Source organism: Mycobacterium sp. (assembly GCF_052144515.1).
Classification (GTDB): Bacteria; Actinomycetota; Actinomycetes; order Mycobacteriales; family Mycobacteriaceae; genus Mycobacterium.
The window spans coordinates 1-14,409 of sequence record NZ_JBKQQD010000221.1; the positions used below are offsets into that span (position 1 = coordinate 1).

12 protein-coding genes and 1 pseudogene are annotated in these 14,409 nt (G+C 62.9%); 4 read left to right on the top strand and 9 right to left on the bottom strand.

The annotated features are described in order from the left end of the window. From ACLP9N_RS15460 to ACLP9N_RS15470, 3 genes are all read left to right on the top strand, one after another. The coding region (locus tag ACLP9N_RS15460; protein ID WP_442408244.1) for a transposase at nt 1–559 on the top strand (559 nt) is incomplete at its 5' end. 477 nt (nt 560–1,036) lie between these two features. After that, nucleotides 1,037–1,540 (top strand): toll/interleukin-1 receptor domain-containing protein, encoded by a 504-nt coding sequence (locus tag ACLP9N_RS15465; RefSeq protein WP_442408245.1) that lies wholly within the window; start codon nt 1,037–1,039, stop codon nt 1,538–1,540. 247 nt (nt 1,541–1,787) lie between these two features. Continuing rightward, the gene (locus ACLP9N_RS15470) at nt 1,788–3,650 is read left to right on the top strand and encodes a zinc-ribbon domain-containing protein (protein WP_442408246.1); all 1,863 of its coding nucleotides are present in this window, start codon (nt 1,788–1,790) and stop codon (nt 3,648–3,650) included. Between the two features lie 14 nt (nt 3,651–3,664). Here ACLP9N_RS15470 and ACLP9N_RS15475 read toward each other — a convergent pair whose 3' ends face one another. The 4 genes from ACLP9N_RS15475 to ACLP9N_RS15490 all read right to left on the bottom strand — a co-directional run bounded on the left by ACLP9N_RS15475 (nt 3,665) and on the right by ACLP9N_RS15490 (nt 6,030). Then, the gene (locus tag ACLP9N_RS15475) at nt 3,665–3,835 is read right to left on the bottom strand and encodes a hypothetical protein (RefSeq protein WP_442408247.1); all 171 of its coding nucleotides are present in this window, start codon (nt 3,833–3,835) and stop codon (nt 3,665–3,667) included. 568 nt (nt 3,836–4,403) lie between these two features. Then, complete coding sequence (locus ACLP9N_RS15480; RefSeq protein WP_442408248.1) at nt 4,404–5,228, bottom strand: hypothetical protein; 825 nt, start codon at nt 5,226–5,228, stop codon at nt 4,404–4,406. Continuing rightward, complete coding sequence (locus tag ACLP9N_RS15485; protein ID WP_442408249.1) at nt 5,229–5,351, bottom strand: hypothetical protein; 123 nt, start codon at nt 5,349–5,351, stop codon at nt 5,229–5,231. A 418-nt stretch (nt 5,352–5,769) separates the two neighbouring features. Further along, nucleotides 5,770–6,030 (bottom strand): helix-turn-helix domain-containing protein, encoded by a 261-nt coding sequence (locus tag ACLP9N_RS15490; RefSeq protein ID WP_442408250.1) that lies wholly within the window; start codon nt 6,028–6,030, stop codon nt 5,770–5,772. 268 nt (nt 6,031–6,298) lie between these two features. Here ACLP9N_RS15490 and ACLP9N_RS15495 point away from each other — a divergent pair. Beyond that, nucleotides 6,299–6,766: pseudogene (locus ACLP9N_RS15495) on the top strand (TniQ family protein); the annotation flags it as partial. A gap of 9 nt (nt 6,767–6,775) precedes the next feature. On the opposite strand, the gene ACLP9N_RS15500 reads toward ACLP9N_RS15495, so the two are convergent. From ACLP9N_RS15500 to ACLP9N_RS15520, 5 genes are all read right to left on the bottom strand, one after another. After that, the gene (locus tag ACLP9N_RS15500; protein WP_442408255.1) at nt 6,776–6,994 is read right to left on the bottom strand and encodes a hypothetical protein; all 219 of its coding nucleotides are present in this window, start codon (nt 6,992–6,994) and stop codon (nt 6,776–6,778) included. Between the two features lie 499 nt (nt 6,995–7,493). Beyond that, the gene (locus ACLP9N_RS15505) at nt 7,494–10,073 is read right to left on the bottom strand and encodes a TniQ family protein (protein ID WP_442408251.1); all 2,580 of its coding nucleotides are present in this window, start codon (nt 10,071–10,073) and stop codon (nt 7,494–7,496) included. Nucleotides 10,074–10,079: 6 nt separating this feature from the next. Beyond that, on the bottom strand, nt 10,080–11,231 hold the full coding sequence (locus tag ACLP9N_RS15510) for an AAA family ATPase (protein WP_442408252.1): 1,152 nt from the start codon (nt 11,229–11,231) through the stop codon (nt 10,080–10,082). After that, nucleotides 11,228–13,357 (bottom strand): transposase, encoded by a 2,130-nt coding sequence (locus tag ACLP9N_RS15515; RefSeq protein ID WP_442408253.1) that lies wholly within the window; start codon nt 13,355–13,357, stop codon nt 11,228–11,230. The genes ACLP9N_RS15510 and ACLP9N_RS15515 overlap by 4 nt, the downstream gene beginning before the upstream one ends. Continuing rightward, nucleotides 13,354–14,094 carry a TnsA-like heteromeric transposase endonuclease subunit gene (locus ACLP9N_RS15520; protein ID WP_442408254.1) on the bottom strand — a complete coding sequence of 247 codons (741 nt, stop codon included), beginning with the start codon at nt 14,092–14,094 and terminating at the stop codon, nt 13,354–13,356. The genes ACLP9N_RS15515 and ACLP9N_RS15520 overlap by 4 nt, the downstream gene beginning before the upstream one ends. Nucleotides 14,095–14,409 lie beyond the last annotated feature (315 nt).

A 14,409-nucleotide genomic window follows, 5' to 3' on the forward strand; every position in this document is an offset into this window, starting at 1 on the left:
TTTGCGCGGCGTGCGACCCCGCGACGCCGCCGCCAAGACGCTGCGTGCCCTGGCGGTGGATCTGGTCAGCGAGGTGCGCCAGCTCGATCGCCGGATCGCCAAGGCCGCCAATGATATCCAGATGGCCGTCAGCGCATCCGCCACCACCTTGACCGCGTTGCATGGTCTCGGCGCGCTGACCGCCGGCAAGATCCTCGGCCGCGTCGGTGATGTCAGTCGCTTCCGCTCGGCCGCCGCGTTCGCCAGTTACACCGCCACCGCCCCCATCGAGGTGTCCTCCGGCGAGGTGGTGCGCCACCGGCTTTCCCGCGCTGGCGATCGCCAACTCAATTTCTGCCTCCACGTCATGGCCATCGCCCAAATCCGCCACGATACCCCCGGCAGGGCCTACTACCTGCGGAAACGATCCGAAGGCAAAAATCACAACGAAGCCATGCGCTGCTTGAAACGCCGCCTGTCCGACATCGTGTACCGACAGCTGATCGGCGACGCAGTCAAACAAAAGGCGGGCCCGGGAGGACACTCGGGGGCGGCTCTATCGTCTCGCGCGGCCAGCTGACACCCCGCACACCGGCTCTTCAGACAAGTCACTTCCCGAGCCCGCCCCCAAACCCTACAACCCGGCAAAAACCAACTACTTGACACAGAGAGGCGCCAGTATCGCGCACCAGTATTACCGCAGTTCAGGATACGTATCTAGCTTGCTAGGCACCCAACGCGCAATATATGCGCAACTAAGGGTTGCCTACTCCGACGCATCCGCTGCGCTCGTGTCGCCGAAGTGATGTCGGTGGTGCTACGTACCATCGCGATCATGAGCGGATGCACAGCGCCCAGACAGGGTCATCGGACAGCAAGCGGTGCCGCCGCCTGCCCTGTTCACGGCCGATACGGTTCACGTCGGTCCTACTACACCGCGCCCAGTTACCCGCCTCGGTCCTACTCCCCGTCGCCCGCATATCAGCAACGGACGAGTGGGAGTTCGGGCGGGTCCAGTGGCGGCGTGCGGCCGAGGTGGTCGTCGAGCAGCTCCTCCGTGACCTACACCCCTCAGCAAGTACAAGCGCTGGCCCCTGTTCGCAGCAAGATTGAGGCACAGGCACGCGCGCACCCTGACCTACGCGACGTATTCCTGTGTCACGCCTGGGATGACCGGCAGGCTGCTGCCAAGGAGTTGCACGACCTGCTTGAGGCCAACAATGTGTCGGTTTGGTTCAGCGAGAAGGACGTCATCCTCGGCGTGCCGCTGCTCCGCGCAATCGACAAGGGCCTGGCGAAGTCGCGTGCGGGGATTGTGCTGGTCACCCCTGCGCTACTGAAACGCATTGATGCGGAAGGAATCGCCGATAAGGAACTTTCGGAGCTTCTGGCGCGCGACCTACTCGTCCCCGTTGTGCACGGTACGACGTACGACGCTCTCCGCGAGGTCAGCCCCCTGCTGGCCTCGCGAAGCGGCTTGAGCACTGACGAGGATTCGATCGAGGACATCGCCATCAAAATCGCCGAACTAGTCGACCTGACCAGGCTGCTCGACGCGTAGTTGCCGCGCGGCTCGGTAGTGCCAGGCGGCGTTGGCTTTTGCTAGAGCTGCCGGGAATCGAAGACGCATATAATGCGCCTGACCAGCACGAACACTTAATGGGTCAGCACGGCGCGACATGGGAAAACATGAACCGGTATGAGCTGGGTGCTGACCACCGTCAGCACATCTGGCCGCACCGAGTCCAGGCCGCCACCCGGCGACAACGAGGCTGACCGCCACCAACGCCCGTCCAACGAACCGAAACGTGACGCTGCCGTATGTCGTGGGTCTGGCGGACAATTCTGTCGTGGTCGCCATCTTGAAGCCGCAGCCAGGGCAGTCGCTGGCTGATCTGCGCCCCGAGCTCGCCGCCGAGTGGCACCCGACCCTTAATGGCGACTTGACGCCCTACGACGTGCGACTGGGTTGCAACGCCGAGGTTTGGTGGCGGTGCTCGACGTGCGGTAATGAATGGCCAAACAAGGTGTACAAGCGTGGGACAGCGGGCCGTGGATGCCCGAGGTGCGGAATAGTACGGCGCGCGGCGGCTCAGGCCCAGCCCCGGCCTGGCGAGTCACTTGCCGAGGCCGCCCCTGCTGTCGCCGCTGAATGGCACCCGACTCTCAATGGCGACCTGACCCCCGAGCAGGTCCGCGTCGGCAGCGGAAAGCTCGCCTGGTGGAAATGCCCACAGTGTGAGCATGAATGGCAAACCGCGGTCAACAAGCGTGGTCGTGGCGGCATCGGATGCCACAAGTGCGCGGTCGCGCGGCGCGCAATCCTGCGCTCCACGCCCAAGCCTGGCCGCAGCTTCGCCCACGAGTTCCCCGACGCGGCCGCCGAATGGCACCCGACGCGCAACGGCGAACTGACAGCTTTCGACGTGCGGCCAGCCAGCCAAAAGCGCGTGTGGTGGCTGTGCACGGAAGGCCACGTCTGGAATGTATCGCCTGCGAATCGTTGCCGGGACGAGCAGTGCCCAGAGTGCGACGAGGCGCGGCGGGCCATCGCAAAGGCGACGCCCAAACCTGGCCGGTCGCTCGCCGACCTCTATCCCGACATTGCCGCCGAATGGCACCCGACGCTCAATGCTCCGATCACGGCCACTGACGTGAATCCTGGGGCCAGGAAGAAGCGTTGGTGGCAATGTAAGGCAGCCGGGCATGTTTGGGCTGCGCCACCGTACAAGCGCGCCAACCGGGGCGACGGCTGTCCCGATTGCTCGACGATTGGCGTCTCAGCGCGCCAGCTGCGCCTGGAATACGAGCTAGCAGCGGCCGGCCTGGCCGTGGTGCACGGCCACCCACCGATACCTGTCCCACGGCGGCGACCTGTCCGCGCTGACATCGTCGCCCCCGCACTACACCTCGTCGTCGAGTACGACGGCGTGAGATTCCACGCCACGTTGGGTAGCCGCGACCGCTCGCAGACCACTGCACTCAACGCAGCCGGGTGGACCTTGTTACGTGTGCGCGAGCTGCCCCTGCACGGCCTCGGCGGGCACGAGGTGTTCGTCACGCCGACCGAACCAATCAAATCGGTTAGCGTGAAAGTGCTACGCGCACTTGCGAATATGGGCTACACGGCCAAGCGCCTCGACGAGTACATCAGCGACCCGCAGCTGTGGGCCGAGGCCGAGGCAAACAATGCGATCCATAGGTATCGCACCGTCAGCCTCGCCAGCGAGTTTCCAACCGTCGCCGCCGAGCTGCACCCAGACAAGAACCACGGCATCACCGCCGAACGCATACATCCCGGTAGCCACGCCAAGTTCGTATGGACCTGCTCAGACTGCTCGCACGAGTGGGCAACTGCGGTGCACCTGCGCACGACAGGCAGCGGCTGCCCTCGATGCGGCTACCGAACGGTGGCTCGCAAGCTGGCGCTGCCGCGGCCGGGTGAGTCCTTCGCCGACCTGTTCCCTGAGGCTGCACATGAGTGGCACCCGACGCGCAACGGCGAGCTGACTCCGAGCCAGCTACGGGCGGCGAGCAACTTTCGGGCCTGGTGGCTCTGTGCACGCGGGCACGAGTGGGAAGCCGTGGTTAGCACCCGCCGGAAGAGCCGCTGCGGCGAGTGCTACAAGATCGACCGACTCGCGCCCCGGTCATGCCCGTCTCAAATCTAAAGAAACGAGATCGATCAGCGAGCTTCCCGCGGAGCCAACCCGAAGCGAGCGCGGACCTCCTCGGCGCTGTAGGTGCGGCCTGCGGCGATGTCGGCTTCCGCTTCAATGAGCGATTCACGGAAACCCGGTGTTGCCAACCAGAAGTCCGTGTCGTCTTCGTCATCCGCCGATTGCGCTAGGCACACGCAGACCAGCCTAGCAATCGGCACCCCATGCCCATTACCAGAGAAACAAGACGGGCAGCAGAGCGTCCATCGATCGGTGCGTTGTCGCAGGCCGGGCAGTCTCATTTCTTGTCTCACCCGCACACCGACAGAAAGGTCGCTACTCAAAACGTTTGCAAGCAGAGCGTGGCTTGCCAGGTGTATCAAGTCGGTCGCGGCGGCTTGCCCCAGCACGCCGGCGCCAGCGGTGACGGCTCAGAGCAACAGTTGCTTTAGCCGACTTGGATTCGATTCAGGTTTCGCCACTTCCGCTTTGATCTCTTAGGCGATTTGATGGGCGTGCTCCACGGCTTCCATCAGACCCGTTCGTAGCCGCCTCTATCGCGTCGACCAGAGTCTTACCACCACAGAGCGGCCGGTAGCGGACCTCGGGAAACTAGCAGTCACTGGAAGCTCTATTAACCACCCGGGCACTATGATTCGGCTGCGCGCTCTGGAGGCGCGCCGAGCCACAAACCTCCCCGCACCCGCGGGTGTTGGGTCGTCGCCGAAAGGCGATTAGCGTAACGGACCCGTGGCCGGCAGGTGGTTACGGTGCGGGCAGGCGGGTTCCGCAGACCTGGCACCAGCGGGCCGGTGCGCCGAGTATCGCTTGGATCGATGCCAGATCGTCGTGGTGGTGCGTGCATGCCTGGCGTGTCAGGTGGATACGGATGGTGTCGACGATGAATTGTGCCCGTTCGAGCGGGGTGGTGCCGTAGCCCTCGATATCGGTTGTGCCGTAAGCGATGACGTCACCTTGGTCCAATTCGCGCTGCTCGTAGCGGGTGGCGCCGTCGTTGTCGGTGCCGGCGACTGTCCGGATGAAGCGGCCGCTGGGCCGCAGATCGAGCTCGATGCGCCACTCGGCGTGGCGCTCGCGGAAGTAGAAGCCGTGGCCGTCAACTTCCCCGGTCCACTGTTCAGGACACAGGCCACCGTAACTGTGCACCATGACCCCCTTTTGTCCGGTGAGCCACGCCTGCAGCTCGGCTTCGTCGGCCTTCTCGGCAGCTGTGATCTGCTGGCCCTCGGGTGATTGCCAGAACGCTTTAATGTCATCGCGCCACTGCTGGAATGCGCGGCGGCGTTCCTCGGGCGGGCGGGCACAGACGCAATCGAATCCGTAGTCGTGGAGATCGCTTTCGGGCAGCCGGGGGTGACACGAACAACCGCAGCGCTCGCCGCTGTCGATGTATCGCCACACGGTGAGCGCATCAAGCGTGACATCAGCCAACTCGTCGGGATTGGCGACATCGTGCCGGGCGAACACCCCTGCCAGGTGGTCACGGTAGCGCCGGCGCGCCTCATTGCGGGCGCGCTCGATGCGCTCCCGGTAGTCGACCGCACGCGGATCATCCGAGAAGTCGATCACCTACCGCTCGGGTTCTTGGTCCACGGTGGCTGTCCATCCTTCGTTGTTCGCTAGGGCGTTGTAGACGAGCTTGCGCTGCTCCGGTGACACGGACGTAAAGGGTGGGACCAGTGATAGTTGCATAGCGGAATCCTTGTTTCCGGTTTCGTCGGGTGGGCCCGGCAGCGGCACGCGGGGGCGTCTCGGCGTTGTGTCGCCTCTTGCGCGGCCGGATCGTCACCCCGTTTCCGGCTCTTCAGATAAGCCAGCTGACCGGGCCCACGAGCATCTACTGTATCACTAGTAGGGCGAGCCGTGCGGCTTGCCGACTGCCCATCGCATAAACGAATGAAGCCACGGTGCTGCGCGTTTTGACCCCTTCGGTCTCGCTGTCGCAGCGCTAAGCAGATTCGCGCAAAGGGTCTTCACGCGGCTAGCGGAGCGCAGCTAGGAATTCTTGGCCTGCCGCCAGACCTCGCGCACGATCTCGCGAGCCCTCAGCTTGAGGCAACACCGTTGAGGACAAATCTCGACCGAGTTGGGTCGATCGCTCCGGCACGCGTCATTTGATACCCTCCAGCAGCTCTGAAGCGGAAACACCAAGGGCCTTCGCGATGTCGAATAGCCTTTCGTGCAGGATGCCGCGCCGGCCGTACTCGAGGTCGATCAACACGTTGCGTGAGACACCAGACCTCAGCGCGAGCTGCTCTTGGGTGTAGCCGCGGTCGATGCGCAGGGTCTGTATTCGCGTGCCCACCTGACGGCGCCGCTTCTCCCACACAGCGACCCGTTTCGGGTCATTTTGACTGGGGCGCGTCGGCACGCATACCAGTACTGCTGCAAATTCCGGAAAAGTCTGCCCTACTAGTAGTGCTAAATTTTGATCTATGACCACTCACGGGCGCCGATCCCCTGGATCTCGGCGCATTCGACGCGTTCACTGGCGTCAATACGGGAGTTTGTTCGGATCGGCGGCGGGGCTTGACTCTGCACACTTCAGGCGCCGGAGCGGATTACCGACGACGCAAAAGCGCATCACAACATAGGCGAAACGCCCACACAATGCACTACTAGTAGTGCATTGTGAGGGCATGGTCGCCGAGGCGTCCGCACGGGAGGCCGTCCCTCGCGGCGGCGGCGTGGAGCCCCGGCGCGCAGTGCGAACTCTGCCGATCCGCGTGAAACCCCTGCCAGAAGAAAGCCTCGACTCGTGGCTGGAGGCGTTGGCTAGCCGCACGGATGCAACCTGGGGTGAAATCTTGCGCGCATTAGGCATTTTCGGAATGCACGGCAATACGGCCTCGTACTGGGCGACACGGGCCAACGTGTCGCTGACACCGGGGCAGGTGGACACCATCAGCTACTGCACGGGCGTCGAACCGTGTCGGCTTCAGGCGATGACTCTGCAACCGTGGATCAAAGACACCAGCTGGCAACGGCCGCCTGTAGCGTCTTTGCGCGTCACCGGTTCGCGGTTCTGTCCTAGGTGCCTTGAAGAGCGCAGTGGAAGGTGGCGGGTGTGGTGGCGGTTGCGGTGGGCATTCGCCTGCCCGACGCATGGGTGTTTACTAGCCGACGCCTGCCGCGTGTGCGGGGGTCTCCAGCGCACCGCGCCACTCCGCTTCGGCGACGTCCCGAAGCTGGGTTCGTGCACCCGGAGGGTCGGCCGATCCGGCGAAGCAAGGGGGTGTAGCGAACCGTTGTCGGATGTTCCCGTCATACGCCTCGAAACCGGCCCAGCGGTCGTGGTCCAGCGTGAGATTTTGTGCGTGCTGCGCGCGGGGCATGCGTCAGGTGGCATCTACGTATCGTCGCCAGTGTCCTCGACGATGTTCACGCGAGATCTACGCAGGCTGGGAGAATGGATGTTGCGGTATGGGGAGGCCCATGACGTGGCCTCCCGCATTTCGGATCTGCTCTTTGAGCAGTTTGTGCTCCGCGCGACGAAAGCGTTTCTGCAGCCTTTAGTCACCAGTGGCGGCGCGCGGATGACGTGCTCAAGTCCCGCTGCCGACGCAGCCATCGCATGTATGGCGTTACCCGTCCTCCAGGCTGCCGATACCGAAGCCGCCACCCAGCGTCTGCAATGGCTGACCTCGTCAATGTGCCGGCGTGGATTGTCACTATCGGACCACCGAATCTACTGGCGTCCGGGGAACAGCCCTGCGCTCGACGCCCTGCGGCGGGTGCTAGTTGCCCTACACAGTTCGCGCGGGCAGTTGGCAAACTCGACCGCTGTCCGCGCCTAGCCCGCGACGTGCGGTTGCAATCGGAAGTGGTCGGCTGTCACGGGCCACCGAGCGCATCGAGGCGTTTCACCGCGGTGATGACCCGTGCGCCCAGTCGAGTTAGCCGTTGCGGTTGCTTGTCGTGTGCTCGCACGAGGACGGCTCCCCCTAGGTCCCGCTCGATGGCCCTGACCCACACACCGATGGTGCTGGGGCTAGCCTTCAGGCGCACTGCGGCGGCCGGATATGACGGGTGCTCGGCGATGGCCGGAAGCTGTTGCAGGCGTTCCCATCCTCCTGGGGTTGCTAAAGTCGAGAGGAGAATTTTCGGAATCTTCTTGTGGGCCGGCGCGGCTGCGCTGTGAAGACTCGACGCCCCCACGGAGACTTCATTCGAGCGGGCCCACTTCGACAGGGTGCTGCGGCTAAGCCCGCACTCTTTTGAGAGGTCGTAGGGAGACCTGCCCTCGGTGACCTGCTGATCGTGCAGCCAAGTGGGGTCGACAATGACGGCGTGCCGCTGTGGGGACCGGCGGAGCGTGATTCCGTAGTCGCGGGCTAGTTGGGTGACCGTCTGTCGACTTACTCCACATAACGCGGCGATGTCTTTCAGGCTGCGTCCGTCGGTTACGTAGAGCTGGGTGAATCGCTGCGGCGTGAGTATCTCGCTAGCCGTCTGATACACCGGGTGCGCACGGGTCAGCGGTCGGCGGGCAGGCGGGCGCGGCAGCCGAGCTGCGGGGTCTTGCTCCAGGGCCGCCCGCACGATGTCCACGGTGGTTCCGAGCTCGTCCGCGGCCCGCCCAAGCAGCACGCCGCGATGGCGAATCAAGTGATGCAAGCAACTGATGTCGACGTCTTCGACCCCGCGATTGGGCAAGTGCAAGTCGTTGAGCAGTGCGACCGGCGGGGACCAGGAGTCGGGTTCTCCCGTAATGCCTTGGCCAGCAAGAAATCGCAATGAATACTCCGCCAGTTCGACACTGAGGTCCGGGGTGAGCCGTGCAGGAAACCTTTGCAGCATCACGTAGCCGTCCTGATCGGCCTTGGTCATCGGCCCAGCAAACGCAAAGGTGGCGCTGAGGCGTTCTAGCAGATAGCGACGAGCCGTCGATAGACCCTCGGGCCGAGTACCGGTGCTGCGGCAGATGGCCTTCCACTCTGGCTCGGGTAGCAACGCGGTGTAATCGAGTTGCCGGCGGCGCGCGTAGTCAATGGGGGGCGCGCAACGTCTGAGATATCGGTGCAGGCGATAGAGCGCCTCGCGCATGTCGGGCCAGTGCTCCGAATGCTTCACCTGGTAGAGCCCGCCGTTGACGGCTGCGGCCGATAGGGGGCTTGCCAGCAAACTCGCTGCTTGGGCGATCTTCAGATGGTTGCCGATCAGCAGCATCGCGACCGAGAGGGCGGGGCGCAGTGTGCGTTGGGTTTGCCGCGGGCCGGCGAAGCGCACCGACCATTGTGGCCACAGCAACGTGGGTATGCAGGTTGCCATGCGCTGCGCGTCTGCAATGCCTCCGACGGGGGGGCAGGCGATGGGTGTGCCTACCCGGGCCCGCAGCTGCTCTGAGGCGCCGAGCTCGGGCGCCTGCGACACGATGTGCGCACCGCGCAGCCGCGCACTGGTCTGGCCGCTTCGGTTGTTGGTGGTTGTGATGCGGCTGCACAGTGCGTGTCCGTGGCCTGCGGACCGCACCGAACGCAGAACCTCTGCAGCAGAAGCGATGTCAGGTTGTCCGACGACGCCCAGGGCTGCGGTCACTGCCACGGCGGTGCTGATGGCAGGGCTTGCACGATCGACGAGCCGGCCTCGGGCGCTCCTCGCGGCGCACCCCGACGGCAGTTGCGCCACCAGGGACTTGGGCACCAGTGTCGTCAAGATCGTGGCGTCGCGATCATTGAGGAAATATTGGCCAAGCTCGCGCACGTCCATAAGAACTTGCTGCCGTCGATACGAGGACCCGCGATAGATGCCGAAATCGACTGTGCCGTTGTCGATGACGTCGTTGATCGTCGCTTGCGCAACCAGGAAGGGATGACCGTGGTCAAGGTGCACGACCGGGGCAAGGGTGAGGTCGGCCCCACACCAAGCAACTGGATGCAGTGACCCGGCATTCAACGGCGCAGCGCAACGGGCGGGCTGCGGAACGACGTCGGAGACGATTCTTCGGCGGGGCGCGCCAGCGCATCGCGGACACTCGCTGGCAAGCAAACACTCGTGGGTGAGGCACGCGAATGACCACACCGTCCGCCACCCCAGGCTCCACCGTCCACCGTTGTCAGCCAGACACGATGGGCAGTAACGCGAGGCGTGCAGGTGCCGCCACGGAAACTGCGAGACTGGATGTCCCTTACCCGGGTCGATGCCCACGACGATGCCGGGAAGATCGGCCAGCGTCATCTCACGGATTGCAGCGCCGTCTATTTCAGTGGCGGCACTAATCTTTGCGACTTGGGCGTCGGTGAGTCGCCGCACCCAGGTGTCGGGGTATTCAGCGCCTTTCAAGGCGCCGCCGAGGGCGAGTTGAAGTTGGGACCAGGTGCTGTCATAGCGGTGTGCGATGGCCTCTATCCACGAGTCGATCGCCTCGCCAGGAAGCGGTGCCACCCGTATCGGAAGTCGTCGAATGGCGCTCACTGGTCGTTACCGTGAACGAAGTTTCGTGGTGTATTTGCGTGTGCGGAAGGCGGTAGCGAGTTCGGCGCGCGCTTTCTCGGCGGCGCTGTCGATCTTGATGGAGTCCAGGAGTTTTCGGTCTAGACTCTCCGCGCGGGTTCGAATGGCCTTCGCGCAGCCGCGGCGTATCAATTCCATCAGTGAGCCGATGTGCCCGGCGCTACGAATGAACAAGTAGTCCGACAGGGCATCAGCCAGCATGCCAGGCCTCTTGGCGCCGAGCACCAGACGCTCCTCGACGGTCAGTAGCAGCTGACGCCATTGGCGGCGTTGCCGTTCGTTCACCAGGGTGAAGGGGTTCATGTCAAGCATGGTGGTGCGCCGCGTCGTTTGCTGCAGCACCAAGTCCTCGTACTTGGCGCCGTCAACCATGGCGCACACGTCTTCCGTTAACAGGCCACGGTCACTCAATCCGATGCCGATCGACAGCAGCGTCACCGGAAAGTCGTTGGCGATGTACTTGAAGTGGTTGTTGATCTCGATGCCCCCACTGCGCTGCCAATGTAGAAAGTGCAGATCGTCGATGATCAAAAGCCTTGTCTCGCAGCTTAAGACACAGTCCAGGGCTCGCCCGCCCAGTTGCTCTGTCGTATCTCGGCGGCGCCGGTATATTGCAGGGTCGGCAAAAAAGTCGCACAAGGCCGCGTTGAAATCGCGCATGCTCGTGTTGCCGCGCATGCCGATGCGGCACACTGGCCAGCGTTCATCACCGGCGGCCGTGTATTGACCGTGGCGACTGATCTCGCGGCGGTGAAATTCCTTGGCAAAAGCTTCGACGGCAGTGGACTTGCCCAGCCCGGGATAGCCATCGATGGCGACGGCTCCCTTGGCGCAATTGCCGTCTCGGGAGTTGCTGTCCATGATGTCCCATAGGTCTTCGTGTAGCCGAGCCAGCTGCGGAGTCTTCAATGGACCAATATTGTTGTGCCACTGTGTTCGTCGCTGGTTATAGAGATCGGCTGCAGCATCGCTGAGACGTCGGATCTGCGCCTGTGACAACGCATCGGGACATTCCCGCTTCGGCGCGGTGGTGAAATCCCGCCAACCTTCCTTACGCGACAGCGTCAGATTGTCCAGATTAGCGGTCTTTGGGCGCGCGGCTACCGCGGTCGTGGTCATATGTCCTCCAGCACGTCCTCATAGAAGTGACCGTCGTCGACGGCCGGATCGTCGTCGAGTTCGTCGGCGAATGCCGGGTCATCGGGCTCAATCTCCGTCGCGATCGCTGCGTCGAGGATCCTTTTCGCCGTGGGCAGTTCGGGAACGTGCACCGCCTGCTTGACGTCCAAGGCCAGACCGGACTGCTCGCGAGACAAGCGCAGGGCAACTCGTCGCTCGGCCATGGTGTGTCCTTGACTGAGGTTGCGGCGTTCGAGGAATTCAGACAACGCCAGCTTGTCGTCGAAGTAGCGGTGCTTGGCTTTCGCCATATCGCGCGCGAATTGCAGGCCGTCCTCGTTCATAGGGCCACCACACAGCGCGGCATGGTCCCACGTCACCGCGTGCCACTGTCGGGTCGACTTTCGGTCGAAGAAGTAGATGAAACGCACGTCGTTGGGATCGACGTGAAATGGCCAGCGTCCGCTGTGTTCTCGGAACGGACTCTTCTCCCCCGGCGAATATCCCGTCAGTCCAGGACCGCGGTAGATGCGCCCGTCGATTTCAACCCCGTAAGGCTGAATGGTCCGCCAAGCCACTTTGAGGAAGTTGTAGGCGAAATCCGGGTCGCGCGGTGCCTCGATGTATCCGGCGCGGGCGATGCCGTGCTCGAACATTTGCGCCGGGGACATTCCCAGTTTCCACAGGCCGACCTCTCCGACACCGTCGTGCGGACGATTGTGGTAGACAGCGGCTATCCACTCGCGGAGTAGCGCCTCCAGTTCGTCGAGGAAGAAGAAAGCGTCCTGTTCGGGTGCGACGCCGCGGGAATAAACGTCCGGGCCCTTATAGCCAGGCAGCTCCTGCAAGAACCCCTGACGGATCGTTCGGAAGAATCGTTCTACGGGGCCTTTGTCGTAGCCGACACGCACCCGTGCTGGCTGAATCGAGATGCCGAGTTGCCGGCAGGTGCTCGTCACTTGCTCTGAGACGTAGATCTTTCCGTGATCAACGACCAAGGTATCCGGCACGATCGCGGGCGTCGACGCGAATCCGCTATCGGGATGTAGCGCTTGTTTTTCGACTAAGACTGATCGCGGTACGCCGTGCGGCGGCCATACGGCTTCAGCGGGCCAGTCTGGGCCTGCCGGCACTGGCCGGAACGATTGATAGAGCACGGCAGCTACATCAATCGACTTAGTGGTCGGCGTCAAACCCACCCCGGTGATGCAGCGTGAGTACCAATCCATCGATACTGTGAGTTCCACTCCAACCCATTGCAACGTGTCTGGATCCATGGCGAAGACGTCAAGCGGGGTGGTGTCCATCAGTAGGTACTCACCTGGCCGCGTGGGGTGCAACTTTCCGTACGGCCGATCCGGCCGGGCCGCGATGTCGCGGATGCGCTTGGTGCTCTGCCGAAACAGTGGTTGCGTCAGCTCAAGCCTTTCCAGGATTCGATAAGCCGTTGCTGGTGAGGGCAACTGGACGGCACCCTTGCCGTAGGTGGCGTTCAATCGTGCTTCCGCGTGGTGAATGACGAGGTCCATCGTCGGCTTCGACAAGTCCGTGTATTCGCGCATGATGTCCGATGCGGTTTGCTCAAATAACGCGAACTTCTTGCTGCCCAGCGCAGATCGAACCGCGTTCGCAGACAGCAATCCAACCTCGCCCTCGGCTTCGTAATCGCTAACCCAGCGCTCGATCGTACGTATACCTCTGCCCAGTTCTTTCGCCTTGGCGGCAAGACGTTTCATCTTCGGCGCTGTGCTTTTGTAACATGACAGCGGTTCGTGCGGTAATGCTGTTGCGGCGGAACCGGATCGATATCCGGTCAGAACCTCGCGCACGTGTGGGGCGCGATCACGTGCATCGCGGCGGTCCTGCTCGGATACGGCGGCCCATTTCACCGATGGGGGATATTCCGTGGACTCGGTGATTTCGATGTCGAGGCCGTCGGTCAGGAGATGGCATCTACCAGAGGGTCTCACTTCGTCGAGAGCGAAACGGTGCACCGTATCCCTTCCCAGCTCTCTCGCGAGGACCTCGGGCATGCCCGCCACGGGATGCATCTCGATGACTTCGAGGACCTCGCCGTCATAGACGAATCGCGTCCCAACGCCGACGCGCACAGCGGCAGGCTTCACGATCCCGACTCCAACACTGTCGATCGCTCAAGCGGAATCTCGAGATCCACCTCGAACTCACGGCGCCACAGCATGCTCAGCAAGGCCGGGCGGACTAATGCTCGAGGGTGTCCCTCGATGAGCTCCTCGGCCTCACCGATTGATCGACCAACGAGATCTGTTCGCCGACAGCGCAAATCCGCCAATACATCCTGGTTGGCCAGCCACTCGCGTCGGTAACCCGCCAGGAACCGCACGTTGGCGATGCGGACGGCTACAGGCTCATTCAACACCAGATAGGACCAGCCCAACGATTCGACGATCTCCTTGGTCCACGCGCATAACCTCACGATGCGTGGATTCGTCATCCTTTCGGCACGCACCACGTCCACCACGATCGGTCCCCGATCGCTGTCCCAGAGATAGTCCAGAATGTGTCGATGCTTCTGCCCGTCGACGTTGGCGGTCAATTGAAAAGGCTGCGCAACAATGTGATGCACACTCGGATCAAAATCAGCGAGGATAAGGTTCGCCAGCTCCAGGCGTGACTCGTAGATGACGTGGTCACGTTCAGTCGCCGACCAATACGTGCCCGAGTAGTGGCGCTGACCGAAGTACCAGCGGAAGGTGCGCCAAGGCGCTGCGCGAAATAATGCCGTCGGCGACACCTCGCCAGCCGGCACACAGCGTTGCTCCCCCGCCGCTGGCCGATAGGCGACGGCCGCGGAACTCAAGTCGACGCTGACTATGTCCGACATCGATACACCACGCGGTTGAACCGCGAACTCAGCGTGTCACCTTCTGCGGGTTTTCGCGCGGGAACGGCGCCAGAAAATTGCACTGAACCATCTAGCGCGACTAACTACTTTCTCAACTTCTTGGCGGATTCGCCACTCATTCGCCATTCCTGTGAGAAGTTCGCCACGCAAATTGAGAACCTACACTGAGAGATGTGTGGGGCCAGTAGCGTGCAAGGGTTGGTTGACATCAGCTGCCAACTGTCATACCAATAAGACATGACGGCAACTTTGTCTCAGGAGCCTCGCTTCCACCTCGCGACCGCCGAAACGTGG